Source organism: Halorientalis pallida, from assembly GCF_049605515.1.
GTDB classification, from domain to species: Archaea; Halobacteriota; Halobacteria; order Halobacteriales; family Haloarculaceae; genus Halorientalis; species Halorientalis pallida_A.
On the sequence record NZ_CP187158.1, the window covers coordinates 1,260,216 to 1,286,368 of the forward strand.

The 26,153-nt window shown below is 66.6% G+C and carries 23 protein-coding genes and 1 tRNA gene; 18 read left to right on the top strand and 6 right to left on the bottom strand.

From position 1 onward, the window contains the following. Positions 1–2 precede the first annotated feature (2 nt). From ACOZ4N_RS08135 to ACOZ4N_RS08155, 5 genes are read left to right on the top strand one after another with little or no spacing between them, the layout of a single operon-like run. Positions 3–530, top strand: coding sequence for a DUF7287 family protein (locus ACOZ4N_RS08135; RefSeq protein ID WP_424019427.1), 528 nt, complete (start codon positions 3–5; stop codon positions 528–530). Position 531: 1 nt separating this feature from the next. After that, the gene (locus tag ACOZ4N_RS08140; RefSeq protein ID WP_424019428.1) at positions 532–1,155 is read left to right on the top strand and encodes a DUF7288 family protein; all 624 of its coding nucleotides are present in this window, start codon (positions 532–534) and stop codon (positions 1,153–1,155) included. Beyond that, the gene (locus tag ACOZ4N_RS08145) at positions 1,149–2,186 is read left to right on the top strand and encodes a DUF7261 family protein (protein WP_424019429.1); all 1,038 of its coding nucleotides are present in this window, start codon (positions 1,149–1,151) and stop codon (positions 2,184–2,186) included. The genes ACOZ4N_RS08140 and ACOZ4N_RS08145 overlap by 7 nt, the downstream gene beginning before the upstream one ends. Then, positions 2,183–3,487 (top strand): PKD domain-containing protein, encoded by a 1,305-nt coding sequence (locus tag ACOZ4N_RS08150; RefSeq protein ID WP_424019430.1) that lies wholly within the window; start codon positions 2,183–2,185, stop codon positions 3,485–3,487. Before ACOZ4N_RS08145 ends, ACOZ4N_RS08150 begins: the two co-directional genes overlap by 4 nt. Beyond that, positions 3,484–4,299 carry a DUF7289 family protein gene (locus ACOZ4N_RS08155; protein ID WP_424019431.1) on the top strand — a complete coding sequence of 272 codons (816 nt, stop codon included), beginning with the start codon at positions 3,484–3,486 and terminating at the stop codon, positions 4,297–4,299. The genes ACOZ4N_RS08150 and ACOZ4N_RS08155 overlap by 4 nt, the downstream gene beginning before the upstream one ends. Before the next feature lie 34 nt (positions 4,300–4,333). Here ACOZ4N_RS08155 and ACOZ4N_RS08160 read toward each other — a convergent pair whose 3' ends face one another. The 3 genes from ACOZ4N_RS08160 to ACOZ4N_RS08170 all read right to left on the bottom strand — a co-directional run bounded on the left by ACOZ4N_RS08160 (position 4,334) and on the right by ACOZ4N_RS08170 (position 7,697). Further along, positions 4,334–6,592 carry a vWA domain-containing protein gene (locus tag ACOZ4N_RS08160; RefSeq protein WP_424019432.1) on the bottom strand — a complete coding sequence of 753 codons (2,259 nt, stop codon included), beginning with the start codon at positions 6,590–6,592 and terminating at the stop codon, positions 4,334–4,336. Positions 6,593–6,753: 161 nt separating this feature from the next. After that, positions 6,754–7,287: a hypothetical protein gene (locus tag ACOZ4N_RS08165; protein ID WP_424019433.1), complete on the bottom strand. Its 534-nt coding sequence runs from the start codon at positions 7,285–7,287 to the stop codon at positions 6,754–6,756. 338 nt (positions 7,288–7,625) lie between these two features. Next, a tRNA-Ala gene (locus ACOZ4N_RS08170) sits at positions 7,626–7,697 on the bottom strand. 240 nt (positions 7,698–7,937) lie between these two features. Here ACOZ4N_RS08170 and ACOZ4N_RS08175 point away from each other — a divergent pair. Genes ACOZ4N_RS08175 through ACOZ4N_RS08195 form a run of 5 tightly spaced genes read left to right on the top strand, consistent with a single transcriptional unit; the run spans position 7,938 to position 11,235 of the window. Continuing rightward, positions 7,938–8,537, top strand: a complete 600-nt coding sequence (locus ACOZ4N_RS08175) for a DUF7287 family protein (RefSeq protein ID WP_424019434.1) — start codon at positions 7,938–7,940, stop codon at positions 8,535–8,537. After that, positions 8,531–9,112 carry a DUF7288 family protein gene (locus tag ACOZ4N_RS08180; protein ID WP_424019435.1) on the top strand — a complete coding sequence of 194 codons (582 nt, stop codon included), beginning with the start codon at positions 8,531–8,533 and terminating at the stop codon, positions 9,110–9,112. Before ACOZ4N_RS08175 ends, ACOZ4N_RS08180 begins: the two co-directional genes overlap by 7 nt. Beyond that, positions 9,100–10,044, top strand: coding sequence for a DUF7261 family protein (locus ACOZ4N_RS08185; protein WP_424019436.1), 945 nt, complete (start codon positions 9,100–9,102; stop codon positions 10,042–10,044). The genes ACOZ4N_RS08180 and ACOZ4N_RS08185 overlap by 13 nt, the downstream gene beginning before the upstream one ends. Beyond that, positions 10,037–10,486: a DUF7266 family protein gene (locus ACOZ4N_RS08190; RefSeq protein WP_424019437.1), complete on the top strand. Its 450-nt coding sequence runs from the start codon at positions 10,037–10,039 to the stop codon at positions 10,484–10,486. The genes ACOZ4N_RS08185 and ACOZ4N_RS08190 overlap by 8 nt, the downstream gene beginning before the upstream one ends. After that, positions 10,483–11,235 (top strand): DUF7289 family protein, encoded by a 753-nt coding sequence (locus ACOZ4N_RS08195; RefSeq protein WP_424019438.1) that lies wholly within the window; start codon positions 10,483–10,485, stop codon positions 11,233–11,235. Before ACOZ4N_RS08190 ends, ACOZ4N_RS08195 begins: the two co-directional genes overlap by 4 nt. Here the strand turns inward: ACOZ4N_RS08195 and ACOZ4N_RS08200 are convergent. Next, complete coding sequence (locus ACOZ4N_RS08200) at positions 11,232–12,788, bottom strand: DUF7289 family protein (RefSeq protein WP_424019439.1); 1,557 nt, start codon at positions 12,786–12,788, stop codon at positions 11,232–11,234. The genes ACOZ4N_RS08195 and ACOZ4N_RS08200 overlap by 4 nt on opposite strands. A 314-nt stretch (positions 12,789–13,102) precedes the next feature. Here ACOZ4N_RS08200 and ACOZ4N_RS08205 point away from each other — a divergent pair, with 314 nt between their 5' ends. Genes ACOZ4N_RS08205 through ACOZ4N_RS08220 form a run of 4 tightly spaced genes read left to right on the top strand, consistent with a single transcriptional unit; the run spans position 13,103 to position 15,603 of the window. Continuing rightward, positions 13,103–13,564, top strand: coding sequence for a 30S ribosomal protein S15 (locus tag ACOZ4N_RS08205; RefSeq protein WP_424019440.1), 462 nt, complete (start codon positions 13,103–13,105; stop codon positions 13,562–13,564). A gap of 1 nt (position 13,565) precedes the next feature. Further along, positions 13,566–14,714, top strand: a complete 1,149-nt coding sequence (locus tag ACOZ4N_RS08210) for a hypothetical protein (protein WP_424019441.1) — start codon at positions 13,566–13,568, stop codon at positions 14,712–14,714. After that, positions 14,711–14,932 carry a KEOPS complex subunit Pcc1 gene (locus ACOZ4N_RS08215; protein ID WP_424019442.1) on the top strand — a complete coding sequence of 74 codons (222 nt, stop codon included), beginning with the start codon at positions 14,711–14,713 and terminating at the stop codon, positions 14,930–14,932. The genes ACOZ4N_RS08210 and ACOZ4N_RS08215 overlap by 4 nt, the downstream gene beginning before the upstream one ends. Then, on the top strand, positions 14,929–15,603 hold the full coding sequence (locus tag ACOZ4N_RS08220; RefSeq protein ID WP_424019443.1) for a 30S ribosomal protein S3ae: 675 nt from the start codon (positions 14,929–14,931) through the stop codon (positions 15,601–15,603). The genes ACOZ4N_RS08215 and ACOZ4N_RS08220 overlap by 4 nt, the downstream gene beginning before the upstream one ends. 90 nt (positions 15,604–15,693) lie before the next feature. On the opposite strand, the gene ACOZ4N_RS08225 is transcribed toward ACOZ4N_RS08220, so the two are convergent. Continuing rightward, a complete protein-coding gene (locus tag ACOZ4N_RS08225) occupies positions 15,694–16,191 on the bottom strand; it encodes a plastocyanin/azurin family copper-binding protein (RefSeq protein ID WP_424019444.1) in 498 nt (165 codons plus the stop codon). 107 nt (positions 16,192–16,298) lie between these two features. Here ACOZ4N_RS08225 and ACOZ4N_RS08230 point away from each other — a divergent pair, with 107 nt between their 5' ends. The 4 genes from ACOZ4N_RS08230 (at position 16,299) to ACOZ4N_RS08245 (ending at position 21,871) form a co-directional block, all read left to right on the top strand. Beyond that, the gene (locus ACOZ4N_RS08230; RefSeq protein ID WP_424019445.1) at positions 16,299–16,568 is read left to right on the top strand and encodes a hypothetical protein; all 270 of its coding nucleotides are present in this window, start codon (positions 16,299–16,301) and stop codon (positions 16,566–16,568) included. Positions 16,569–16,616: 48 nt separating this feature from the next. Continuing rightward, positions 16,617–17,381 (top strand): protein sorting system archaetidylserine synthase, encoded by a 765-nt coding sequence (locus tag ACOZ4N_RS08235; RefSeq protein ID WP_424019446.1) that lies wholly within the window; start codon positions 16,617–16,619, stop codon positions 17,379–17,381. Between the two features lie 35 nt (positions 17,382–17,416). Further along, the gene (locus tag ACOZ4N_RS08240) at positions 17,417–18,724 is read left to right on the top strand and encodes a HEAT repeat domain-containing protein (protein WP_424019447.1); all 1,308 of its coding nucleotides are present in this window, start codon (positions 17,417–17,419) and stop codon (positions 18,722–18,724) included. Between the two features lie 84 nt (positions 18,725–18,808). Then, entirely contained in the window at positions 18,809–21,871 is a 3,063-nt protein-coding gene (locus ACOZ4N_RS08245; protein ID WP_424019448.1) for an FAD-binding and (Fe-S)-binding domain-containing protein, read from the top strand. A 4-nt stretch (positions 21,872–21,875) separates the two neighbouring features. Here the strand turns inward: ACOZ4N_RS08245 and ACOZ4N_RS08250 are convergent, their stop codons facing one another. Further along, positions 21,876–26,138 (bottom strand): PAS domain S-box protein, encoded by a 4,263-nt coding sequence (locus ACOZ4N_RS08250; protein ID WP_424019449.1) that lies wholly within the window; start codon positions 26,136–26,138, stop codon positions 21,876–21,878. Positions 26,139–26,153: the final 15 nt, after the last annotated feature.

The window sequence follows — 26,153 nt, forward strand, 5'->3', positions numbered from 1 at the left end:
CAGTGGGGGATTCAGAAGTCATGGAATTCGAGACAGGACAGGAGCCGTCGGGCGACGAAGGACTGCTGAGCGACGACCGGGGACAGACGCTACAGGATTTCGTCCTGGGCGTCAGCATCTTCCTCATCGTCGTCGTGTTCGTGTTCGGGCTGTTCCCGAACTTCCTGTCGCCGTTCACGGCGGGCGTCGACGCGGCCGAACGGGCACAGGCGGACCGTCTAGCGCGCAATCTGATCGAGAATCACTCGGTCGAGGCGGCCGACAACACGCTGAACGGGACACAGCTGGCCGATACGATGCAAAAGCCCGAGTCGACGTTTCGCGAGCGGTTCGCGCTCGCGACGACGGCCAGCATCAACGTCACCGTTCGCGAGATCGACGGACGGCGAATCGTCAGGTACGACGGGACGACACTCGCCATGGGGAGCGACCGGGCCAACGAGACCAGCGGCTCGGTCTCACGGATCGTCTCCATCGCGGGGAGCGAGAAGTGCCAGCCGGGCTGTCGACTGATCGTCAAGGTGTGGTAACATGAAGGAAACACGAGGGCAAGCGTTCACGCTCGAAGGGCTCACCGCCGGGCTCGTACTCGTCACGGCGGTGTTGTTCGCCGTCCAGTCGGTCGCGGTGACGCCGACGACCGGCGGTGCCATCGACGAACGCGTGCAATCGGACACACGTGCGGAGGCCAAGGACATCCTGACCTCGGTTGCGGCCAACGAGAGCTTCGGACTCAGCGAACTCGTGCGGTACTGGTCGCCGGACGCGCTGACGTTCCAGGGTGCGATCAACACGCGGATCGGGTACGGGGATCGCCGGCCGCCCGGCGAGTTGGGCGTCCTGCTTGAGGAAGTGTTCACCGCCCGTGGCGAGACGTACAACATCGAGGTCGAGTATCAGCGGAAGAACATCTCGAACGGTACGCGCTCGATCACGATGGTGTACCGTGGTGAGCCGTCCGACGATGCGGTGACGGTCTCGCAGGTCGTCACGCTGTACGACAACCAGACGCTGACTGCGCCGAGTTCGTCGCGGGCACGGCTCCGGCAGTACGACACGAACGCGACCAACAGCGAGGCGAGTTACTATCCGATTCCGAACGCCGTCAACGGCACAGTCTACAACGTCGTCAAGGTACGGGTGACAGTATGGTGACACTACGCGACCCGGAGCGATCCGACAGGGCGCAACTCCTGCTCGTCGGGAGCCTCGCCATCGCCGTGGTCGTCATCGGCCTCGCGGTGGTCGTCAACTCCGTACTGTTGACCGAGAACGTGGCCCGGAGCGAATCGGTCGGTGTCGCCGACGAGGCGACGGGGTTCGACGCCGAGGCGGTCCGGAACGTCCGCGAGATCGTCCTCCGGCTGAATCACCGCTCACGGCTCCGGACGCAGGACCAGATCTCGTCCCGGATCAACAGCAGTATCCGAAACTACAGCCAGCTGTTGGCCCAGACGACAGTCCGGGACGAGGGCGCCTGGGTGAACATCGAGTTCGCCGATGGGAGAAGTACCTGGGGCCAGCGGGTGGTCCAGGTGACGGACGACGGGATCGTATCACCCGCATCGACCAACAGCAGTGACTGGCGTCCAGTGGTCAACGACCGGTCTGACGGCGACGACAACGCCGACATCGGCCGGTTCGTCGTCAACATGAACGTGACGAGAAGCGAGACGAATCCGATGGTCGTCACCGTCACGAACGAGAGTACGGGGTACACCACCCGGATTCGGGTCGAGAAAGAGACCAACGACAGCGTGCTCGTCGACACCGTCCGAAACTTTGCGCCGGACCCGCCGGAGACCAGCTGTAGTCCGACACAGGACCGGCTGCTGGTCGAGCTGAAGACCGGATCGGCGTTCAACGCCGAGTGTTCGTTCGGCGGCATCGTCAACACGAGCGATCCGTCACGAACGCTGGAGCCGCCCTACGGCGTCCAGGTCGAAGGCGGTGCCAGCGTCGTCGGAAAGTTCAGTCTCGTGATGAACAGATCGGTCGAGTACGCCGACGACCTGTCGCTGACGGACTTCCCGTACGACGACTGCACGGCTCCGGCACCGCCGGTGGCACCACCGGGTGACGATCCCTGTGCGACGCCGGCGGTCTGGATCGCGAACGCGACCGTCACCTACCAGTCGGATCGCATCGACTACAGCCGCCAACACAACGTGAGCATCTACCCATGAGCAGGCGACCCAGATTCAGCGACGACCGGCGTGCGATCGCGGCCAACGTGAGCCACGTCCTGGCGATCGGCATCGCGAGCCTCCTGGTCGTCACGCTGTTGTTCGCCGCCAACTCCTACCTCGCGGACCAGCAAGAGACCGCGGTCCGGCAGGGGCTAGAGTCGGTCGGGAACAACATCGCCAACGAGTTGACCATGCTCGACGGGTTGCAGGCCAGCAAGACCGACGTCAGCATGCAGGCGAGCCACCCCGACCGGATCGCGGGATCGAGTTACTCCGTCCGAATAGAACACGGGTCGGAGTGTGACGTGCCGACAATTACGACCGAGAGCTGTGTGATACTGGAATCGGTGACGCCGGAGCTGACGGAGTACGTGCCACTGCAGAACGAGACGAATATCGAAATCTCGCAGGGCACACAGGGCCGGTTCCGGTACGTCTCGGAGGGATCGAGCCGGATCGCAACCCGTGCCGGTCCGGACCGGGCAGTCTCGTCGCTCCGGGCGAGCCTCCAGCTCGGCATCGGAGAGAACGTCAGCGAGGAGACCTTCGGCTCGACCGACGGCGGCGTCACGAACGTGCCACCGGTGGCTACCTTCCGGACCGACCCATCTTACCCGTCCGTCGGGAGCGACATCACGTTCGTGGCGTACGACGACGGGATTCCGGGCGCAAGCGACCCCGACGGTGACGACTCGAAGCTCTACTACCGGTGGGACTTCGACGACGACGGCAACTGGGACCGGAACGGCACCGGCCAGCAGACGACGGTCCTCGGCGGAAACTCGGAGTACTTCGACTCGCCCGGCGTCTACAACGTCACGCTGAACGTGACCGACCGGAACGGCAACGGTCGGTCGACGTACGTCAGCAGGAATATCAGCGTCTCCGGGCTCGAATTGGTAGGTGGGTTCAGCATCGGTTGTAGCGGGGATTGCATCCTGTTCGACATGCGAAACCAGTGGGCGAGTTACGACATCGAAATTACGGGCATCTATATCAACGCGACGACGCCAGGGGTGACGTTCGAGACGGACTGGGTCGGCATCGACGACGACGGCGACAATTACGTCGAATGGATCAGGTACGATCCGGAGGTCACCGAAAGAGGAGTCATCATTCCCGAAGGATCCTCGGTTACGAATCCGGCGACGTTCGGACCGGGGCAACTGGGAACGGTCGGGATCGTGGAACCTGATCCGTGGCCAGAGAATGAGCCACTCAGAATTGTCATCGAACACACTGTCAACGGCCGTACGAACGCGACTTCGTTCGAAGCTACAGCACCACCTGAACCATGATGGGAAACGACGGGAACGGAATCAGTGATTTCGAGGAGTCGGATCGCGCGCTGAGTAACGTCATCGGCTTCGTCCTCGCGTTCGCGGTCATCATCACGGCCGTCGGGTTCGTCTCGATATTCGGCATCGGTGTCCTGGAGAACGTCCAGCAGGCAGAACAGGACGACAACGCCGAACTCGCGCTGAGCGTCCTGGCGAACAACTTCGATGCCCTCGCGAGCGGAGAAGGACCGCGACGGTCCAGCGAACTCGATCTGAGCGACGGGTCGCTCTACGTCCGCAACGAGTCACGGATGATCGTGACGGTCGAGCACGACGGCACGGCGAGTCCGGCAGTCTACGATATCTATCCCGGGTCGATAGAGTTCGGCACCGGGTCGGGCAGCAGCGAACGGATCGTCTACGAGAACGGGGCGACTCTCCGTGGGAACACGCAGGCAGACGGGGTCGCCGTCGTCCAGAACGAGCCGCGAATGGTCTGTCGCGAGGAGACGGCCATCCTCTCGTTCGTCCGACTGAACGAGAGCATCAACGTGGGGTACGGCTCCGGGACGGTGCAGATCACCGGCTACCAGGAGCACACGCGTGTGCTCTATCCGACGAACCTGACCGGCGCGAAAAACGCCACCAGCGCGACCGGCGTCACCGTCGAGTTCAACACCGTGTTCGACCGCGGCTGGGAGAACTACCTCGTCACCGAGGGCGAGGCGTGGGAGGACGGCGCGACGAGCGGGACCGTCGAATGTGACGTGGGGTCGGACGGTCGCGTCTACGTCCGGGAGACGGTCCTCACCGTGACGGCGTCGCGGTGACGAACGGAAGCGTCAGAAAACGGTCCCGCCGGGGTCAGTCGACTCGGACGTTCCGGACCTGAATGTTGATCACGTCCTCGGGCTGGACGGCGTCCTCGGAGAGGCCGACCTCGTAGATGACCGGCAGGCGGTTGTACCTGTCTTCGGGTTCACCGGAGATCGAGAAGTTGTAGACGACCAGCGCCTGGTTGCTCGCGAGTTCGAGTTCGTCGCCGTCTCCGTCACCGTCGGTGTCGACCAGCAACTCCTCGATGTGTTCGTGGAACGGGGTCTGCCAGGAGTAGCTGCGGGGGTTGCTCCTGTCGAAGAGGTTCGACTCGGCGTCGTAGCCGTCGAGGTAGATGCCGACGTTCTCCTCGGAGACGTTGTGCATGTTGTCCTCGTTCAGCTTCGCACAGCGGCTCACCCGCTTGCCGTCGGCCTGGAGCGAGAGGACGCGCCACTCCTCACACCCGTACCAGGACGCGCCGAGGAACACCTTCTCGCCGTCCTCGACGGCGAAGCTGTGCCGGAACGTCGACGGGGCCTTCGGATCGTTGATGTTCGGGAACTCCGTCCCGCCGGCCTCGTAGAAGGAAATCTGGCCGGTCTCGCCGGTGAGGTACGGGGCCCGGACGCCGTCGAGGCCGCCACCCGCGGTCGCGTTGGTCGTCATCGCCGTCAACCGGACGCGATCCTCCGACACCGGGTTGGTGACGGCCTCGCGGAAGAATTCACGGACTTCGTCGGGCGTCCCGGTCTGCTCGTACTGACCGCCCGTGATGTCGGCAATGTCTTCGAGCAGTCCGGTGTCGGCGCCCGATCCGAACGCCACCGTGTGAATGACGATGCCACGGTCGGCGGCCCTTTGCGCGGCATCGAGCGTCGCCGAGTCCGATGCGCCGCTCGCAGTGTTTTTCCCGTCCGAGAGCAGCACGACCGACCGGTTTTGCGACTGTCCGCCCGTGGCGCTGAATGCTCGGAGTGCAGCATTCAGACCACAATTGATACACGTCTGGGAATTGGCAGTGAGGGTGTCGATGCTGTCGTTGACCGCCTCGAAGTTGCGGGTCAGGTAGGCGTGGTCGCCAGCACCAGGATATCGAGCCGTATCGTCGTAACCAACGATACCAGCCCGGTCAGTCGCGTTGAGTGCGGCGATCCCACCTGCTTTTGCAGCGGTCTTCGCGGATTCTATTTTCTCTTCACCGTAATTACTCAGATACTGACATTCGGGCTCTGATGGGGCGTTACTACTCAAGCAAGCCATCGACCCCGAGTCGTCCAGCACGAACACCACGTCACGCGTTTTGGGGTTGCTGGTGGTGACGGTGGTGACGGTCGTGGTGTTCCCGATCATGAACGACCCGTTCGCGAGCGGGCGAATGTTCACGCGGTAGCGGTTGTCCAGCGTCGTCGTGGCGTCCTCTTTGGAGATCTCCACGTACGGTGGCAGGCTGTCACTGTCGTCTTTCACCGTCTTGGCGACGGTCATGTACGACGCGCCCGAGAGATTGACGACGCGGTTGACCTCGTCGTCGAGCGAACGGGGCAGGCCGTCCTGTGGGACGTACGCGAACGCAGTTCGGTTCTCCTCGAACGTCTCGACGCGTGCGGTGTTCCCGAACTCGGTCTCCATGTGTGCGCCCCAGGCACGGTAGTAGTCGCTCTGGACCTTGATCGTGACATTGTTGGGCCTGATACACGGGCCGTCGAGGACGGTCGACGACGCGTTCTCACTCTGTGTCCGCGAGGTCCCGACGTTCAGGACGGCCTCGTTCCGCTCGGCCGTGACCCGGCCGGACATGTTGACGACGGAGATGGACAGCGACCCGTTCCGGAACGTCAGTGACGGCGGCGTCACGAGCGAACTCCCGTTGTCCCGCCCGCCCTTGAACACGCCACCGGCCTCATAGGCGATTCTGTTCCCGTCCTCGGTCTGGTACTCGACGGTATCGAAGCCCACGACCGCCCGGCAGTCCGGCCCCGATCTGGAGACGTTCCTGTTGACCGTGACGTTCACCGTTCCCCCCTCGCGCGTGCTGAGACTCTCCGGGGCGGCACCGCCGAGATTGAACTCGACAGCGCCGATGTCGTCAAGCTGTGAGAGCGTCGACAACCGCGAGTCCATCTCCTGTAGCACCAGCTCGGCACTCTGTTGCTGGTTCTGGCTGGTAGCCTGATCGAGTACACCCCCACCGAAAACCACGACCAGGATCGACCCCAGCGCCGCGATACCGATGATTAGCGAGTACGCGATGACCTCCGAAACACCCCGTTCGTCCCCCGTCAGTAGACACCTGTCTCCGGTCATACGCTCTGAATCACCTTGAATTGTTAATCAGGAGCTATAAATTTGCCGGATAGTTCGGCACACGCGACCGATAGCGTTCCCGTCCTGCAGTTCCGCCTCGACGGCGACAGCGACGACCGTCCGCGACGTACCGGCCGTGAGCAGATACCACCGCGTGACGCTCAACCGAGTCGACCGCCGTTCTGGAGCGCCGCCGTCACGATGCCAGCCGTCTGTCCGAGCCCGACGACCGCCAGCCCCGCAACCGCGACCACCGCCTCGTCGAGGAGCGCTGCCCCGCCAGCCGCGAACAGCCCGAGCCCGACGAGCGACAGCGCCGCGCCCACCAGATAGACGTGTCGGTAGGCGGGCCCCGACATCGCCGTCCACGTCCTGACGTAGGCGGCCGCCGGCAGGGCGATCCAGGCGTACAGCGCCAGCGCGGCCAGCGGATCACTCCCCGGCGTGGCGACCAGGTCTACCGTCCCGAGAACGTTAACGACCGCTCCGACCGCCAGGACGCGCTGCCACGCGCTCAGGACCGGGCCGGTCATCTCCGACAGGGTCGTTACGAAGAAGGTCACCAGCAGTACGTCCATCACCACCATCGCGATCAGGACGGTCCGGGCCGTGACCAGCCCCAGCACCGCCGCCGCGGCGAAGATCCAGGCCGCCGGCACCAGCCCCGCCGGCCCCACGTCTTTCAGCAACCCCATGCCACGTGCCAACGGACGACGGCGTGTTGTGTATTCCGGTCGGTCGCTGGTGGCGAGCGGCACTGTCGTGGCTGCCGTGCGATAACTCGGCGAGCGATGAATACACCGAATGAATCGGGTGGACTCGCGGGGGTCCCGCGAACGAAGTGAGTGGGACCACGCGAGGGAACGAGTGACTGACGGAGCGAAGCGACGGAAGGAAACGAGTGGACTCGCGGGGATTTGAACCAGAGGAAGACGGTCACCTCGCTCCGCTCGGTGCTGCGACTTCCAGGGTTCAAATCCCAGCTTCGACGACGATTCGCGCCGCTCACGATGTGTGAGCGACGCATGAATCATGGACTCGCGGGGATTTGAACCCCGGGCCTTCCCCGTGCCAGGGGGATGATCTACCGCTGATCTACGAGCCCGCGCACTCATCGGTATCCGTCGAGTTTTCTTAAACCCATCGAAGGAGATCCCCCGCGGGGGAGGACAACTCACAACGTGTTGGCCCGGCCAAAATCATTATATGCAAGCGGTGACGGCCACAATTCCTATATTCCCGGTGCTGTGATTAGGGGTAGTTGAGAGTACGAGTCGGCAGCGGGCCGGGCGACGTGCGGGAATCGAGTGGAGACTGTTCGGCCTCGTTCAGACGAGGGATTTGCATGGACAACGGAAGCGCGGCCGACGGGACGAACGCGGCCAGCAGTCACCGGTCACGGAGACGCGCGCAGACGACGCTCGATTTCACGACCGGTGTCGTGCTGTTCGTGTTCGTCCTGGTCGCCATCTTCGCGTTCGTGGCGGGGACCGTCCAGCCGTTCACGACGGGCGATCAGGAGGATATCGTGGCGGTCAACAGAGTCGCCGACGGACTGGGGCAAGACACGCTCGGCGATCCGGACACACCTTACACCCTCGATACGGACTGTACGGTGGCGTTTTTCGAGGGCGGGAGTCCACCTGCGGACTGCCGGTTCAGTGACCAACCACTCGACGAGCAGGTCGGCGTGACCGGGAGTGCGTTCCTCAACGTGACGATACGCGGGAACGTGAGCGGGTCGGCATCGCCCAACGAGTTGCTCTGCTGGGACGAGACGGCCGGGGAGCTGGTCGAGCAGGGCGACACGGACTGCACGGCGGCCGACGTGGAGACGCTCGCGGTCGGTGACGATGCCGAATCGGGCGCGCAGTCGTCGGTGACGGCCCGTCGTGCGGTGTCGATCAACGGGACCAGCGTCTCGCTGGTGGTGAAACTATGGTGAGCGAGCGCGGGCAAGTTCACACGCTGGAGGCTATCGTCGCGGGGTTGTTGTTGACGTCGAGTATCGTCTTCGCGCTCCAGATGACGGCGGTGACGCCGCTATCTGCGAGTACGTCGAGTCAGCACATCGAGAACCAGCAGCAGGCCAGCGCGGCGGGCGTGCTGGCGATGGCGGCCCGGGACGACTCCTTGCGCGAGACGGTGCTGTACTGGAACAGTACGGCGAGTCGGTTCCACGGCGCGACGGTCAACGGGTTCTACACCCGTTCGCTCCCGACGGAACTGGGCCAGAAGCTCGAACAGACGTTCGGGGACCGCGGCATCGCCTACAACGTCTACGTGACCTACTACAAGTCCGGGCGGCCACAGCGCAAGGCGATCCTCTACCGGGGTGAGCCGACCGACAACGCGGTGTCGGCGGGCAGGACGGTCGTCATCGCGAACGACACCCACCTGTTGAACGAGAACATGACCAGCGGGCCCCGGATCAACAGCTCGAACTTCTACGCCGACAAGAACGGCGAGGGACCCGTCTTCGACGTGCTTCGCGTGGAGGTGGTCGTGTGGCGGATCTGAGGAGCGACGACCGGGCGCAGGTCCTGCTGGTCGCGGGGTTCGTCCTCGCGGCGTCGTTCGTCGCGCTGACGCTGGTGTTGAACTCGGTCATCTACACGGAGAACCTCGCCACCCGCGGGGACGACGCCGGGGGCGGTGACGCGATCAGTTATCGCAACGACGTGGCCGACGGCCTGGAGTCGGTCGTGGAGTCGGTCAACCGGAACGGGTCGACACAGTCCGTCCTCCGGGACAAACTCTCGCGGGCGGTCGTCTCGACGAGTCGCCGGGCCGCGCAGTTCCAGGTGTTGCGCGGGATCAGTGCCAACGCGACGCTGGTTTCGGTCGAGTGGGGGACCCGTATCGGCCAGAATCGGACGACCGGGAACTTCACCAACTCGACGGTGCCGGCAAGCGCCGACGTGGCCAGCGACTGGACGGTCGCCACGGGCGTCGCGGCGACGCGCTCGGCACGGTTCAACGTGACCGACTCGTCGGAACTGGCCCTCGACACCGGTTCCCCGCTCGAATTCCGGGTCACCGACGGCTCGACCTGGACGCTCACGCTGTTCAAGAACGTCAGCGACGGCTCCGTGACTGCAATCGAGGTCGATCCGCCATCGGGACCGTCCCGCGTCTGTTCGGCCGGGTCCGACCCCACCGTCGGATTGACGGCGGGTACGTTCAACGGGACGGACTGTCCGGCGCTCGACTACGGGGAGGGCGTCGCCGCGCCCTACGATATCGAAGTCCGGAACGGCCGCCAGTTCCAGGGCACCTACTCGCTGGTCGTCCGGGATGCGACCATCGATTCGACGAACTACGGGACTGCGCCCGACGTGCCGTTCGCACTGCCGGCGGTCTACGAGGCGACGGTCCACGTCGAGTATCAGTCCACGTCGCTGTCGTACGCGACCGACACGCGGGTGCGCCCGGGTGAGAGCGATGACTGACGACCGCGGCGTCTCGACGACGCTGAACTACGTCCTCGGTCTGGCTATCGCGCTCATCCTGATCACGGGCCTGCTGTTGGCGGGCGGGACGTTCGTGGAGGACCAGCGCGACCGGAGCATCGAGACGGAACTGGAGGTGCTGGGCGAACAGGTGAGTTCCGACGTGATGATGGCGGACCGGTTGGCCGAGACGACGAGCGACAACGAGTCGGTCCAGGTGGGCCGTAGCCTCCCGCCACGCGTCGCCGGGAGCACCTACGAGATCAGTATCGAAGGGGGGTCGGACCCGCAGGTCGTCGTCCGGACGACCGACCCCGAGATCTCCGTCACGGTCCCCGTCAAGACGTCGACACCGATAGAAGCCTCGTCGGTGTCCGGCGGGACCATCGCGATCAACCTCACCGCGAGCGACGAACTCAGACTGGAGGACGAATCGATATGAGCCGGAATCGTGCAGTGAGCGACGTACTCGGGTTCGTGATCGTCTTCTCGCTGGTCGCGGCGACCGTGGGCATCGTCTCCGTCACCGGTATCGGCATCTTGCAGGACGCACGCGACGCCGAGCAGGTGAACAACGCCGAGCGGGCCTTCGACGTGCTCGCGGACAACATGGCCGACATCCACCAGGAGGGCGCGCCGAGCCGCTCGACGGAGATCAAACTCGACAACGCACGGCTAGAGGTGCGATCCCCCGTCGAGATCAACGTCACCGGCGTCGATCCGAGCGGCACGAACCCCAACGTCTCGTACTCGGCGATCCCGATCATGTACGAGGGGCGCAGCGACACGGCCATCGTCTACGAGGGCGGTGCCGTCTTCCGTGACTCGCCACAGGGCGGCGTCGTCAGCGAACAGCCGCCGTTCCGGTTCTCTGACGGCGAAGTGATCATCCCGATCATCCAGACCCAGCAGATGGGCAACGCCACGAGCGTCAGCGGCGGGACGGTTCGGGTGCGGGCCGAGCGAGCGGTTCGTGAGCCGTTGCCCGAATTCGTCCAGCGGGAGGCCGACTTCGACGCCCTGATCGTCAACGTCACCTCGCCCCGGTATCGGCTCTGGCGACGCTACCTGGAAGACGACGCCGACGCGACGTGTACGGTGACTCGCCCGGAGACGGTCCAGTGTCGGATCGACGATCCGAAGCGGCTGGCGGTCACGCGGACGCTGATCAACTTCGAGTTCGAGACCTAGTCGAACTCGACCGCGATCTCGTTTTCGGTCACGTGCAGGTACGTGATGTACTCCGCGCCACTCGCCGTCTTGTAGTTGAGCGAGCCCGAGGATGCGTCCTGCACGATGGCGCGGCTGTTGCCCGGTCCCATCTGTGAGGTCATGTCGATGTCCGGCCCCATCAGCGAGGTGTAGTGGTTGACGATCTCGTCGAGCGTGCGCCCGGTCGAGGTGTCGCCCGGGGAGTAGGGACCGGCCGGCTCCCAGCCAACGTCCCCGTCGTGCTGGTCGAGCGTGGCGTCGCCGTGGGTGTAGTCACACTTGATGTGTTCGCCGAAGCGCCACTTGTTGCCGTTGTTCCCACAGCTGATCCCGGGCGCGTTCTGGTCGTAGTCCATGTCGACGGTGCTCGACAACATGTCGATTGACAGCTGTGGGCCGTCGCTGGTACAGCTCCAGCTGATGGCGCTGTTGGAGGGGTCGATCGTCGCCTCCCAGAACTCGTACTCGCCGGAGCCGTCTCCGGAGTAGTAGTACATCCCGACGTACACGTCCGAGGTCGGCGTGGACGGACAGCTGTTGTGGTAGTTGCTCCCCGTCGGGACGACGTGTAACTCGTACTCCTGATTGTTCTTCTCGTCGTACAGCGAGAAGTGGTCGTTGTTCCCGTTGGTGTAGACGATGTCGAACTCGAACTCCGTGAGCGGGTGGCCGTCTGCGATCCCGTCGGCGGGGACGCTCTCACCCTCCTCGGGGATGGTGAACGAGCCCGGCGGGCCGCCGATGGACTTCAGCTGGAGGCGGACGGTTCGATTGGCGTCCCAGACGGTGACTTCCCCGGTCGTCCGCTCACGGAAGTACTCGGCCCAGGCCTGGTAGTAGTCACTGCGGACCGTGACGTTGACCGTCCCGTTGCGGATCGGGTTCGTGTAGTTGCGGTCGGTCCCGTTGTAGGGGACACCGACCTCGTCGCCGGCGGTCGGCGGCGACTTGGCGGGGAAGACGAGGTCGGCCTGTTTCTGGGGCTGGATCGACACGTCGACGCTCCCCTTGGCGTTGCCGGCACCGAGCGTGCGGATGATCGGGAGCGTCAGCGTCGCGCCCCGGTAGTGAAACTCCGGCGGGGAGATCATGCCGGCCTCGCCGTTGGCTGAGCGCTCCCAGACGCCGCCGCCCTGATAGGCCAGTCGCCGGTCGCCGTTCTCGTAGGTCAGCGACCCCATCGACTTGTTGTAGATGACCTCGCGCTCGTCGTCGCCGTCGTCGGTGTAATTGTTGTGGACGATCCGCATCCAGCCGGTCCCCTCCTCGACCTCGAAGGTCCCGCCGCCCTGGCCGAACGAGATGCTCTGTCCGTTGGAGTCGCCCAGCGCGACCATCGCCGCCCGGGAGTCAAACAGCGTCATCGAGTGTTCGGCCCGCTGGAGTTCCGACTGGGACTGGGTCTCGGACAGTCCGCCGACGCCGATGAGCACGATGATCGCCATCCCGGCCATGACGATGGCGAAGACGAGAACGTAGCCGATAGGACCGGATTGTGCGCGCGTGCCCGGCCGCCGCGTCCCTGCTGCCATGTTCACTCACGTTACGTACCGAGTAGCAAAAGCGCTCTGGCCGTGAGCACGAGATCTGAGAATCGCGGGTACAGACGGCGCGTGGCCAGCGCGACCGTCGAGTCGGCGGCCGCGAGTAGAAACCGTAAAGTGGGAGAGCGGGAAGGTTGGGGTGGGAACAGCACGACCGCAAATCCGACTCGCCGCGACGATCACTTACGCGGCTTGGGATTGCGGTAGTGTTTCGGCAGTCCGCCGGCCCGCGGTGTGCGCCCCAGCGGCCAGCACCGCCTGCCGGCACGCCGGACAGCGGTCGTCGCGGTTCCAATCTAACTATGGCACGAATGCACACACGCCGCCGCGGCTCGTCCGACTCGGACAAGCCCGTGGCAGACGAACCGCCGGAGTGGAGCGACGTCGACGCCGATGCCGTCGAGGAACGCGTCGTCGAACTGGCAGAGCAGGGGCACAGTCCCAGCGAGATCGGGCTGAAGCTCCGTGACGAGGGCGTCCAGGGGACCCCGGTCCCCGACGTGACTCTCGCCACGGACAAGAAGATCACCGAGATCCTCGAGGAACACGACGCCGAGCCCGATCTGCCCGAAGACCTGCGCAACCTGATGGAGCGGGCCGTTCGCCTGCGCGAGCACATGAACGAGAACCCAAACGACCATCAGAACAAGCGCGCGCTCCAGAACACCGAATCGAAGATCCGCCGCCTGGTCGATTACTACCGCGGCGACGAACTCGACGTCGAGTTCACGTACTCCTACGACACCGCCAAGGAACTCCTGTAGGATGTCCACCGCCGACCGTCCCACCGAGTCCGCGTCCGCCGCCAGCGACGTCGCCGCGGTCTGTCGCGACGCCGAGTTCGTTCGGCTCGTCGCGACCGCCGACGGTGACGCCCTCGCGGCGACCGGCGTTCTCGCCCGCGCGCTCGCGGCGGCCGACCGGCCCTTCCAGGCCAGCGTCGTCGCCCCGACCGCGACCGCCGAGCGCGCCACCGAGGCCGACGCGACGGTCACGCTGGGCCGCGCCGACGCGGCCGCCGACGCGGCGATTCCGACCGGGCCAGAACCCGTGAGCGAGGTCGCGTTCCGTGCCGCCGAGGAACTCGGGAGTGCCGACGCCGTCCTCGCGCTGGCCGGTGCGACCGTGGCCGACGCCACGCCGAGCGCCACGCTCGCCGACGCGGCGGGCGTCGAGCGCCGCCCCGGCGTCGCGACGCCGACACCGGACCTCACCGAGGGACTGGCCTACGGCACGCGCCTGCACGCACCGTTCTCGGGCGACCCCGAGTCCGTGCGGACGGCGCTGGCCGAATGCAACCTCATGCTCGCGGCCGAGGACGCCGACGGCATGGACGAGGACGACCGCCGCAGACTGGCCTCGATGGTCGCGCTCCGCACCGTCGGGACCGACGACGCGAGTCGGCGCGCCGCCGAGTGTGTCGAGGACGCGCTCCGCCCCCACGATGGCGGTCCCTTCGGGACCGTCGAGGGGTACGGCGACGTACTCGATGCGGTCGCTCGCGTTCGGCCCGGCACCGGCGTCGCGCTGGCGCTGGGCCACGACGCGCGCGAGGCGGCCCTCGACGCGTGGCGCACTCACGGCGAGCGCGCACACCGCGCGCTCGCGAACGCGACGACCGGCCGGTACGACGGCCTGTTCGTCGCGCGAGGCGCGGGAGATGGCGACGCCGAACCGCCCGTCGCGACGGCCGCGCGCCTGTGCCGGGACTTCCGGTCGCCGGAGCCGGTGGCGCTGTTCGTCACCGACGGCGAGGCCGCCGCGGCGTCGGTCGCGGACCGCCAGCTCGGCGCGACGATGGACGCGGCAGTCGAGAGCGCGGGCGGTCGCGCGGCCGGCACCGGCCGGCGCGCGCGGGCGTCCTTCGAGACCGACACCGCGACGTTCATCGAGGCGTTCAGGGAGGCACTATGAGAGCCGTGATCGAGACGACCCACGGCACTCACGAGCGGGCCGCGATGGTCGCGGCCGCGCTCGCCCCCGACAACACCGACGAGATGGAGACGACGGTCGACGGCGAGACGGTCAGGACGGTGATCGAACGGGCGTCGACCGGCGGGTTACACGCGACGGTCGACGACTACGTGGTCAACTGTACAGTTGCGGACGAACTCACACAGACACAGACATGAGCGAACGATCAGTTTCACGGCAGAAGCAGGGCAAGCAGTGGTACACCGTGTTCTCGCCCGAGCAGTTCGAGCGCGAGGAACTCGGTGACACGCCCGCAGAAGAATCGGAACAGGTCCTCGGACGGACCATCGAAACCACGCTGGGCGATCTGAAAAACGACGCCAGCGAGAACAACAAGAAGCTCACCTTCCAGGTCGACGAGGTGGCCGGCGATTCCGCCTACACCCAGTTCGACACCTTCGAGCTGACACGCGACTACAAGCGGAGCCTCGTCCGCCGGGGCTCCTCGAAGATCGAGGCCTTCGTGACGGTCCTGACGACCGACGACTACCGCCTCCAGGTCCAGCCCGTCGCCTACACGACGAAGTCCGCGGACCACAGCCAGGAGAAGGCCATCCGCCGGACGATGATCGACCTCGTCGAGGAGAGCGCGAGCGACCGCACCTTCAGCGACCTGGTCGACAGCGTCGTCGAAGGTCGCCTCTCATCGGCCATCTACAACGAGGCCAAGCAGATCTACCCGGTGCGCCGCGTCGAGATCCAGAAGACGACGCTGGAAGCCCGCCCGGAAGAAGTCGCCGCCGAGGAGGAGACCAGCGTCGACGTGGGCGAGGACGACTCCGAGGTCACCGAGACCGACGAGGCCGACGCGGACGCCGACGAGGAGTAATCCGACTCGCTTTTCGATTTTTTCACGCTCCGGGAGTGGCGACGCTGGCCACAACAGTCGGGATGGCTGGGGCGGCCGGGCCCGGATCGATCACTCGGTGTCGGTCCCGGAAGGGGTGCCGTCCGCGGTCCTCACCGGCGTCTTCGGCGTGCGGGTGGCGTTCTCGGTGACCTCGATGGTACCGACCATCCCGGTCTTCTCGTGGGGGATACAGAAGTACTCGTAGGTACCGGGGACGGTGAACGTGTGTTCGTAGGTCTCGTTGCTGGAGAACCCGCCGCCGCTGTTCTGCAACCAGCCGTCGCGGGCGGCCTTCGTACTCTCGAACCCCCCGGAGGCGAAAAAGTCCGCTTCGTCCGGAATGGCGCTCTCGTAGGCCGTGACGGTGTGAGTGCTCTTGCTCGTGTTCTTCCACACCACGGTCGTCCCGGAGGCGACCGAGAACTCCGCCGGGCGGAACGCGGAGGTCGACATGCCGATGTCGTACTCGTCGTCCGCCGTTCCGGCGCCGCCCGAGCCGAGGCAACCGGCGACCGACAGTGTGACGGCCGTGCCACCGACGCTCGCGAGGAAGGCCCGTCTGCGCATACCTGAAGGTCAGGACCGGAGCGTGATATGTCGCGCGGTTTCGGACGGGCGCGGGCGGCGTGACCCGGAGTGAGCGGACTTTTCTACCCGGCGCTCGGACGGGGGGTATGGAGCGAACGCAGTTCGGAGCGGGCCTGCTCGCGGTCGGGCTCGCGACGGTCGCGGCCGCCGTGGTGGAGTTCGGCACGAAGATCCCGCGACTGACCGGTGTCGGCGTGGGCGCGGGCGCGGTCGTCGCGCTGCTCGGCCTGGCGAGTGTGCTCGGCTACGGGTTCGATCCCGACGGGGACAACCGGATCGCGGGCGTCCTCGTGGTCTTCGGGGCGGTCGCGGCCTTCGGGTTACTCGTGACCGCGCTGATGCACCGCATCGAGTAGCGGGGTCGTACCGAACCGATTAAGGCTGGGGTCCACCGAGCCCGTGATATGCAGCCGCGGTTCGTCGGTCGGCTGGGACTCGCCGACCTGGTGACGGTGGCAAACGCAGGCCTGGGCTTCGCGGCCGCGGTCGCCGCCACCGCCAGTCCGGCCCTGGGCGCGCGCCTGATCCTCCTGGCCGCCGTCGCCGACGGGCTCGACGGCGTCCTCGCCCGGAAGGTCGGGAGTACACCAGTCGGTGAGTTCATCGACTCGCTGGCCGACGTGGCCTCGTTCTGTGTCGCGCCCGCCATCTTCGTCTACAGCGTCGCCAGCGCCGAGTGGGGGCTGACCCTCTCGGGGGCCGATCCGCCGGCACTGCTGGCGACGGCACTCGTCGTCCCGGCGCTGTTCGTCGGGTCGGGTGTCGTCCGGCTTGGGATGTACACCGCCTACGACATCGGCAGCGACGAGACCGAGGGCGTCCAGACGACGCTGGCGGCCACGATTCTGGCCGTCGTCTACCTGGCGGGCGTCCCCGGCGCTCGCGGCGCGACGGCGTTGCTCGCGATGACGGCCGTGTTCACGTACCTGATGATCACGACGATCACCTACCCGGAACTGCGCGCGTCCCACGCGCTGGGGATGGGCGCGGTGCAGGCGGGAGCCATCGTCGCGCCGACCGCCTTCGGTCGGCTGTTTCCCCGGGCCCTGCTCGTGGGCGCAGTCCTCTACCTGATCGGGCCGTGGTTCTACCGGCGGTACCTCGTCGACGCGCCCGATGAGGGGGCCGAGGAGAGCCCGGACCCGGCCCCAGGCGCGGATACCGAATAGAAACGCCTTTTGTGTGGACAGTCGAGTGTTCGGGTATGAGCAACGGCGACGACGGGGACGGCGCGAACGAGGCCGACACCGACGCCGAGAGTACACCCGAGGGCGGAGCCGACGTACCCGCGGCCGACGCGGACGCGGTCGGGGACCGGCTCGACTCGGTCGAGGAGGCACTCGAGGACGCCGAGACCGAGGCCGACCTCGACGCAATCGACGCGGACCTCGACGCCATCGAGGAGGCCGTCGAGGCCCTGGAACCCGACGACGAAGACGAGGAGAACGAGGAAGCCGCGGACCTGCGCGACCGCCTCGACTCGCTCCGTGACGACGTGGCGAGCCAGCGCGGCCCCTACGCCGAGGACGTGACCGAGATCATCGAGACCGCCGCCGACACCGTCGAGACCACCGAGTGGACCGAGGACGGCGAACTCGAAGTCATCCCGGCCGTCGAGGAGTTCCTCGACACCGCCGGCAGTCAACTCGTCGAGACCTTCGAGCCCGACAGCGACGAGATGGGCGACCTCGCGGCCGAACTCCGGACCGTGAGCGAGATCGTCGCGGACACCGACCTCGACGCCGACGAGGACGCCGAGACCATCGAGACGCTGCTGGAGGCCGGCGAGAGCCTCGAAACCGCGCTCGACGATGCCGAGGAGTGGGACGACCTGCTCGTCCGGGAACAGCTCGACGCACAGGGCTTCTACGATCCGCTCGACCCGGAAAACCGGAAGGACTTCCCGGCCGAGTGGAACGCCGTCAAGCTCCACGAGAAAGCCTACAAAGACGGTGACGAGGAGGCAGTCGAGATGATCCTCCTGGGACTGGAGAAGTTCGAGTCGGACTTCATGGAGGAGAACGTCCTCGACTCGCTGGAGCGGATCGCCCCGCCCGAAGCCACCGAGGACCTGCTGGCGATGGCCGAGAAACGCAACAAGCAGGCCATCCGCATCCTCGGCCGGATCGGGGCCGAGGAGGCACTGGACACCATCGAGGAGTACGTCGAGGGCGGCGACGTGGCGCTCCGGAAGGTGACCCTGCGCGCCATCGGCGCTATCGGGCAGGAGCGCTCGACGCAGGTCGTGGCCGACCAGCTCGTCGACGACGACGCGGAGGTCCGCAGTACGGCCGCCCGCGCGCTGGGGCTGATCGGCGACACCCGCGCCATCGACCCGCTGGCCGACGTGCTGGCCGAGGACGACGCCGACGAGGTGCGGGCCAGTGCCGCCTGGGCGCTGAACGCCATCGGGACCGAGCGCGCCCGCGAGGCCGCCGCCGACTACGCCGACGACCGCGCCTACCTCGTGCAGGTCGAGGCCGAGAAGGCCGCCGAGTCCACGTCGGCCTGAGCCGTCGCCGGACTCACCGCCCGCGAACCGCCCTCCCGTTCCGCAACGCCAACTGTTTCCCTGCTCCGGCCGCTATCACCGTCTATGAGTTCCGAGTCGGGAGCCAGCGGTACGTCGTCGGACGATCCCCGCTCCGACGACCGGGCGGCCTACGACTACCAGGGCGGCGACGTGGCGCGGCCGGGGCTCGTCGCCGACCTCCAGTCTCTGATCGACGGCGAGGTCCGCTTCGACGAGTACTCCCGGGAACAGTACGCCACCGACGCGAGCATCTACGCGGTGACCCCCGTCGGCGTCGTGTTCCCCACCTCGACGACCGACGTGGCCGCCGTCGTCGAGTACTGCGCCGACCGCGGGATTCCCGTCCTCCCGCGGGGCGCGGGGACGAGCCTCGCCGGACAGACGGTCAACCGCGCGGTCGTCCTCGACTTCTCGAAGCACATGGACGCCCTCCTCGAAGTCGACGCGGACGCACGACGCGCCCGCGCACAACCGGGGATCACGCTCGGTCACCTGAACGCCGCGCTGGCCGACGACGGCCTGAAGTTCGCGCCCGACCCCGCCTGGGGCGACAAGTCTGTCCTCGGTGGAGCCATCGGCAACAACTCCACCGGCGCTCACTCACTCCAGTACGGCAAGACCGACGCCTACGTCGAGGCCTGCGAGGTGGTGCTGGCCGACGGCACCGTCACCACGTTCGAACCGGTCCCCGTCGACGAACTGGACGAACTGGCCGACCCCGACGGCGGCCTCGAAGCGCGGATCTACGCGGCGGTCCGGGACCTGCTGGACGACGAAGACATCGCCGACGCCTACCCAGACCTCAAGCGCAACGTCTCTGGCTACAACCTCGACTGGCTGATCGAACGCGCCCGCGAGGACGGCGTGGTCGACGTGCCCGGTCTGCTCGCGGGGAGCGAGGGCACCCTCGCGGTCGTCACCGAGGCCGAAGTCTCGCTGGAACCGGTGCCGGAGACGAAGGCGCTCGCACTCCTGCGGTACGACGACCTGCTCGACGCGATGGAGGACGTGGCGCCGATCCTCGACCACGATCCCGCCGCGGTCGAAGTGCTCGACGACGTACTCCTCGACCTGTCCCGTGACACCGCCGAGTTCGGAGCGCTCGTCGACGAGATGGTTCCGACTGGTACTGGCGCGGTCCTGCTCGTGGAGTTCTACGCGGACGACGACGCCGAGGGCCGGGAGAAGGTGGCGGACCTGCTGGCCGACCGCGCACCGGGAACGGAGACGCTGGCCGAGCCGACCGGGGACGGCGTGCAGACGGACGCCCCGATCCGGGCCGCGTCGGCCGACGAAGCCCACGGCGAGGACGAGCGCGAGCAGTTCTGGAAGCTCCGGAAGTCGGGCCTGCCGATCCTGCTGGGCCGGACCAGCGACGCGAAACACGTCGCGTTCGTCGAGGACACCGCCGTCCCGCCGGAGAACCTGCCCGAGTTCGTCGCGGACTTCCGGGCCGTGCTGGACGAGCACGACACGTACGCCAGTTTCTACGCGCACGCGGGCCCGGGCGTCCTCCACATCCGACCGCTGGTCAACACCAAGACCGAGGCCGGCGTCGCGCAGATGGAAGCCATCGCCGACGACGTGACCGACCTGGTCGTCGAGTACGGGGGCTCGGTCTCGGGCGAACACGGGGACGGCCGCGCGCGCACCCAGTGGAACCGCAAACTGTACGGCGACGACGTGTGGGAGACTTTCCGGGATCTCAAAACCGCGTTCGATCCCGACTGGCTCCTGAATCCGGGACAGGTCGTCTCCAGACCCGACGACCCGACGGACATGACCGAGCACCTCCGGTTCGACCCCGACTACGAGTTCGATGCGGGGTTCGAGCCCGAACTCCAGTGGGACGACGAGAACGGGCTCCAGGGGATGGCCGAACTCTGTCACGGCTGTGGCGGCTGTCGGGGCCACCAGGACACGACCGGCGGCGTGATGTGCCCCACCTTCCGGGCCGCCGAGGAGGAGTCGCTGTCGACGCGGGGCCGCGCGAACAGCCTCCGGCGAGCGATGTCGGGCGAACTCCCCGAGGACGAGCAGTTCTCCGAGGAGTTCGTCACGGAGGTGCTGGACCTCTGTATCGGCTGTAAGGGCTGTGCCCACGACTGCCCGAGCGAGGTGGACATGGCGAAGCTCAAGGCCGAACTCACGCACGAACACCACCAGCGCGAGGGGGCGAGTCTCCGCGACCGGCTGTTCGCCAACGTCGACACGCTGTCGGCCGTCGGGAGCGCGCTGGCGCCGCTCTCGAACCTCGCGGCGAAGGTACCGGGTGCGCGGACGGCCATCGAGAAGACCGTCGGCATCGCCCGCGAGCGGTCGCTCCCGACCTTCCGTCGAGGGACCTTCGCGAAGTGGTTCCGCAAGCGCGGGAGCCACGTTCCGGCCGACGCGGCCGACCGGCGGGTCCTCCTCCTGCCGGATACCTACACCAACTACAGTCGCCCGGAAGCGGGGAAAGCGGCCGTCCGTGTGCTAGAGGCGGCGGGCGTCCACGTCGCGGTGCCCGCGAGCCTGACCGACAGCGGCCGCGCGGCGTTCTCGAAGGGCTTTCTCGGCAAAGCGCGCGAGACGGCCCGGACGAACGTCGCCGACCTCGCGCCGCGGGTCGAAGACGGCTGGGACGTGGTCGTCGTCGAACCCTCCGACGCGGTGATGTACCAGTCGGACTACCTGGACCTGCTGGGCGATACCGACGACGCGGCGGCCGCCGAGACCGTCGCCGAGAACGCGTACGGCGTGCTGGAGTACCTCGATACCCACCGGCTGGACGCGGGCATGGAGTTCGACGCGCCCGACGAGCACCTGACCTACCACGGCCACTGCCACCAGAAGGCGACGGCCAAGGACCACCACGCCGTCGGCGTCCTCCGGCGGGCCGGCTACCGCGTCGACCCGCTCGACTCGGGCTGTTGTGGGATGGCCGGTTCCTTCGGCTACGAGGCCGAACACTACTCGATGAGCCGCGCCATCGGCGAGATCCTGTTCGAGCAGGTGGCAGACAGCGAGGGCGAGCGCGTCGTCGCACCCGGCGCGTCCTGCCGGACGCAACTCGGCGACCGTCCCGACGCCGACGCGGAGCCACCCCACCCCATCGAGTCGGTCGCGGACGCGCTGGCGGAGTGACGGGCTACGCGGTCGTCTCGAACTCGAAGCGGGCACCGCCGTCCGACCCCTCTGTGAGCGACACGTCCCACCGGTGGGCGCTCGCGATGTCGGAGACGATCGAGAGCCCGAACCCGGTGCCGCCCTCGCCGTAGCTGACACCGTGTTCGAGAACCTCGTCGCGGCGGTCCGGCGGGATTCCCACGCCGTCGTCCTCGACGTAGAAGCCGTCCCGGTCCGAGAGGGCGCCCACGGTGATCGTCAGGTCGGTCTCCGTGTCACCACTCGTCGCGCCGTGTTCCACGCTGTTACGGAACAGGTTCTCGAACAACTGGGTTACGCGGCCCGGATCGCCGTGGATCGTGGGAGCCTGTTCCGTGACCGTCAGCGACGCCTGGTCGGTGTCGACGTAGCCCCACGCCTCCGTGGCGACGGCGTCGAGGGCGATCCGTTCGGGGTCCTCGACCGTCGACTCGCCCTTGGCCAGCGTCAGGAGGTCGTCGATCAGATGTTCGATCCGGTCGTGGGCCGACGCGACGCGCTCCAGATGATTCAGGTCACCGGTTTCCTCGACGACTTCCAGGAACCCCTTCGCGACCGACAGCGGGTTCCGGAGGTCGTGGGCCACGACGCTCGCGAAGCGGTCGAGGCGTTCGTTCTGTCGCCGCAACTCGTGTTCGCGTTCGGCCCGGACCATCGCCGCCTCGACAGCCGCACCGAGAACCCTGAACAGATCGACGTCCATCTCGGTGAACTCGCGTGGCTCGGTCGCACCGGTGGACATGAGGCCCTGATCGCCCAGCGGGAGGATGATCTCGCTCTGGATGGGCGTTCCGTCGTTGTATCGGCCTTTGATCTCGGACACGTCGTCGTACGTGCGGAGTTCGCCCGCCTCGAAGGCCGCCCAGGCGAGGCTGTCTCCGGGTGTGAACCTGGGTGAGTCACCGATCACCGCCCGTGCGCTCTCGGTCCCGGCGACCGGTTCGAGCGCCTCGGCCCGCTCGTCGTAGACCCAGATGCCCGTGAGATCGAGACCGAGGATGTCGTTGGCCGCGTCCACGGCCATCTCTCCGATTTCCTCGACGGAGCGAGCGGTCGCCAGGTCGCTGGCGACCCGCTGGAGGGCACGAAGCCTGCGTTCGAGTCGCTTTCGCTCGGTGATGTCGATCAGGTACCCGAGATAGTGGGTGATCTCGCCGTCTTCCCGGACGATCTTCGTGTTGTCGGTGACCCACTTCACCGCCCCGTCGGCCGTCACCATGCGGTAGGGATCGTGACTGAACCGTTCGGTCGTGTCGTCACTGTTGGCCTCGACCTCCTCACCGACGCGTTCGAGGTCGTCGTCGTGGACCAGATTGCTGTAGGGAACGGTACCGGACTGGAGTTGTTCCGGCGAGTACCCGAACGTCTCGGTGACGTTGTCCGAGACGTACTCGACGGGCCAGCCGTCCTCGTTGCGCCACTTGAACACGACCGCTGGCCCCTCGGCGAACATATCGCGCTCCTCCTCCAGCGAGGCCTCCGAGGTTTTCCGCTCGTCGATATCGATGTGGATGCCGACGGCGCGTTTCGGCGTCCCGTCGTCGCCGCGCTCGACGACTTTGCCCACGTCGCGAATCCACATCCAGTCCCCGTCTTTGGTCCGCATCCGGTGTTCGGTGTCGTAGTAGTCGGTCTCGCCGTCGAGGTGGCGCTGGAGCGTGGCTTCGATCTCCGGCAGATCGTCGGGGTGGACGCGCCGTTCCCAGGCGTCGAGGGTGTTCTCGATGTCCTCGGGCGCGTACCCCAGCATCTCGGCCCACTGGTCGTTGAACGTTACCTCGCCCGTCTCGACGTTCCAGTCCCAGACGCCGAGGTTGGCACCCGTGACCGCCAGATCGAGACGTTCTTTGATCTCCCGGAGTTCTTGTTCGCGCTCGGTCCGGTCCGTGATATCGCGGGTCACGATGGCTGCCTTCCGCTCGTCGTCGTGACGGAACGACGAGAACAGGTACTCGACGGTCCGGTCGCCGGTCGCCGCCTCGACTTCGAGTTCCACCCGGTCGTGGGGAACGTCCTCGCCGGCGAGCGCGGCGTCGAGTGCCGCCTCGAACTGATCGAGATCGGACGCGTCGCTGGTCACTTCGCGCGCGAACGGCATTACCGGGCGACCCTCCAGTTCCGCCCGGGAGTCCGCGGACTGCTCAACGATGCGCTCGTTGACGTATTCGAGCCGTCCGTCGCTGTCGACGACAACTGCACCGATGTCCATGCTCTCGACGAGCGCCTCGTAGCGGGCCAGTTCCCGCTCGCGGCGTTTGCGTTCGGTGATGTCCGTCGCAACCCCGAGGACGGCGTCGCCATCGGCGTCGATGGGTTCGTACGGGATCTTCGTCGTCTCGACGATGCGCCGCTCGCCGTCGTCGGTCGTGAGCGGTTCTTCGGGGATGTGTTTGGGCTCGCCGGACTCGATGACCTCTAGGTCGTCGGTCTGGAACTGCTCGACCTCGTCGGGGGAGGCGGCGAAGGCCGCATCCGTGGCCCCTTCGAGTTCGTCGACGGAGGTTCCGTACGCCTCGGCCAGCGATTCGTTGGCGAGGAGATACTCGCCACTCGCGTCCTTGACGAACACGAGGTGCGGGAGGATATCGATGATCTGTCGCAATCGGTCACGGCTCGCTTCGGCCCGCTCTTTGCTCCGGCGACGGCTCAACTCCGTGCCGATCCACTGTGCGAGCAGGCGGACGAGCGTCGTCTCGAAGGCGCTGAACGGTCGGTCACGGCCGTCCGAACTCGAGAAGTTCAGGGTCCCGTAGAAGGACCCGTCGACGGCGACCGGCGCACCGAGATACGACTCCATCCCCTGTTTCTCGTAGGCCGGGTGTGTCGCCACGTCACCGCGGCTGGCACTGCGGAAACTCACCGGTTCGCCCCGCTCGACGACCAGATCGCAGAACGTCTCGCCGAGGTCGAACTCGTCACCGGTGCTGAGCGGAATATCCGGTGCCGAAACGGCGGTGATCTCGTAGTCGTCGCCGTCGATCTCCGCGAGGATCCCAACGTCGAGGTCGAGGACCTCACGGGCACTCGCCAGCACTCGCTGCAGTCGAGTGTCCGTCGTCAGGTCGCTGTCGGCCATCACGCGCTGGATCTCGCCCAGCGCGTCGCGCTCGCGTTCGAGTTGCGTTCGAGCCTCGCTCTGGTCGGTGACATCGCGTGCCACCACGAGCACCTGCCGAACGTCGGCCGCCTCGAACGGCGTGAGCCGCACGTCGAAGGTCCGCTTCCCGGCCCGCGTCTCCAGGTCGATTCTGAGGTCGAAGTCGTACAGTCCCGTGAGCCCCCCGTCGGATTCGGTCCCGGTCCCCGAGAGAGTCCGACTCACTGCCGTCCGGAACTCCTCGACAGCCTCGGCGGTCGCCATTCCGTCGACGAGCGCCGCCAGCGACCGGTCCTCGAGGTCGGCCGGGCTGTCCTGTCCCAACAGCCGAGCGGCCGCCGAGTTCGCGAAGCGGACGTCGAGGTCTTCATCGACGGCGAAGACCACGTCGTGGACGTTCTGCAGGATTCGCTCCTGTCGCTGTAACTCCAGTTGGCGTTCACGCTGGCCGGTTATCTCGCGGGAGAACACCGTCAATCCGTCCTCGTCCGGGAACGCACGCACCTGGACCCAGTAGTCGTAGGGCTCGTCGAGGTACTGCTCGAACGAGATCGGCTCGCCCGAAGCCATCGCCTCCCGGTAGTTCGCTTCCAGGTCCGTCCCCAGGATTGTCGGAAACTGTTCCCAGAGGACTGTTCCGACAACCGCGTCGGGGTCACAGTCGACCCGCGTCGCCATCCGTTCGTTCATGTACTCGATGCGCCAGTCCGAGTCGACGGCGTAGATCGCGTCCGTCGTCCGTTCGATCGTCCGACGGAACCGGTCGGTCACCGCGTCGGCCCGCCGTCGTTGCCGGGCCGCATCGACCAGCGTCTCGATGCGCGCCGCGAGAATTTCGAAGTCGTCCTGTTCGGACTGGATCGGAATGTAGTCCGAAACCCCCGCCTGGGTCGCCTGACTCGCGATTCGCTCGCTCCCACGGCCAGTAAACAGAATCGTCGGAACGTCGGCGTCACGCCCCTGCACGCGCTCGATGAGGTCGATCCCACTCCCGCCGGCCACCGAATACGCGGTGACCACACAGTCGACACCCTCGTCCAGTCGGTCCAGCGCCGGTTCCAGGCCGTTCTCAACAGCGAGATCTACACTGGGAGTGATTAGATCGAGTTTGGTCCGCACGAGATCGGCGAACGCTTCGTCGTCGTTCACGTAGAGAACGCGTAT

What these genes read in the sequence shown, in the direction of transcription:
- ACOZ4N_RS08140 (WP_424019428.1), top strand. Translation starts at nt 532, where the DNA reads ATGAAGGAAACACGAGGGCAAGCGTTCACGCTCGAAGGGCTCACCGCC.
- ACOZ4N_RS08145 (WP_424019429.1), top strand. Translation starts at nt 1,149, where the DNA reads ATGGTGACACTACGCGACCCGGAGCGATCCGACAGGGCGCAACTCCTG.
- ACOZ4N_RS08150 (WP_424019430.1), top strand. Translation starts at nt 2,183, where the DNA reads ATGAGCAGGCGACCCAGATTCAGCGACGACCGGCGTGCGATCGCGGCC.
- ACOZ4N_RS08155 (WP_424019431.1), top strand. Translation starts at nt 3,484, where the DNA reads ATGATGGGAAACGACGGGAACGGAATCAGTGATTTCGAGGAGTCGGAT.
- ACOZ4N_RS08160 (WP_424019432.1), bottom strand. Translation starts at nt 6,592, where the DNA reads ATGACCGGAGACAGGTGTCTACTGACGGGGGACGAACGGGGTGTTTCG.
- ACOZ4N_RS08165 (WP_424019433.1), bottom strand. Translation starts at nt 7,287, where the DNA reads ATGGGGTTGCTGAAAGACGTGGGGCCGGCGGGGCTGGTGCCGGCGGCC.
- ACOZ4N_RS08175 (WP_424019434.1), top strand. Translation starts at nt 7,938, where the DNA reads ATGGACAACGGAAGCGCGGCCGACGGGACGAACGCGGCCAGCAGTCAC.
- ACOZ4N_RS08180 (WP_424019435.1), top strand. Translation starts at nt 8,531, where the DNA reads ATGGTGAGCGAGCGCGGGCAAGTTCACACGCTGGAGGCTATCGTCGCG.
- ACOZ4N_RS08190 (WP_424019437.1), top strand. Translation starts at nt 10,037, where the DNA reads ATGACTGACGACCGCGGCGTCTCGACGACGCTGAACTACGTCCTCGGT.
- ACOZ4N_RS08195 (WP_424019438.1), top strand. Translation starts at nt 10,483, where the DNA reads ATGAGCCGGAATCGTGCAGTGAGCGACGTACTCGGGTTCGTGATCGTC.
- ACOZ4N_RS08200 (WP_424019439.1), bottom strand. Translation starts at nt 12,788, where the DNA reads ATGGCAGCAGGGACGCGGCGGCCGGGCACGCGCGCACAATCCGGTCCT.
- ACOZ4N_RS08205 (WP_424019440.1), top strand. Translation starts at nt 13,103, where the DNA reads ATGGCACGAATGCACACACGCCGCCGCGGCTCGTCCGACTCGGACAAG.
- ACOZ4N_RS08210 (WP_424019441.1), top strand. Translation starts at nt 13,566, where the DNA reads ATGTCCACCGCCGACCGTCCCACCGAGTCCGCGTCCGCCGCCAGCGAC.
- ACOZ4N_RS08215 (WP_424019442.1), top strand. Translation starts at nt 14,711, where the DNA reads ATGAGAGCCGTGATCGAGACGACCCACGGCACTCACGAGCGGGCCGCG.
- ACOZ4N_RS08220 (WP_424019443.1), top strand. Translation starts at nt 14,929, where the DNA reads ATGAGCGAACGATCAGTTTCACGGCAGAAGCAGGGCAAGCAGTGGTAC.
- ACOZ4N_RS08225 (WP_424019444.1), bottom strand. Translation starts at nt 16,191, where the DNA reads ATGCGCAGACGGGCCTTCCTCGCGAGCGTCGGTGGCACGGCCGTCACA.
- ACOZ4N_RS08230 (WP_424019445.1), top strand. Translation starts at nt 16,299, where the DNA reads ATGGAGCGAACGCAGTTCGGAGCGGGCCTGCTCGCGGTCGGGCTCGCG.
- ACOZ4N_RS08235 (WP_424019446.1), top strand. Translation starts at nt 16,617, where the DNA reads ATGCAGCCGCGGTTCGTCGGTCGGCTGGGACTCGCCGACCTGGTGACG.
- ACOZ4N_RS08240 (WP_424019447.1), top strand. Translation starts at nt 17,417, where the DNA reads ATGAGCAACGGCGACGACGGGGACGGCGCGAACGAGGCCGACACCGAC.
- ACOZ4N_RS08245 (WP_424019448.1), top strand. Translation starts at nt 18,809, where the DNA reads ATGAGTTCCGAGTCGGGAGCCAGCGGTACGTCGTCGGACGATCCCCGC.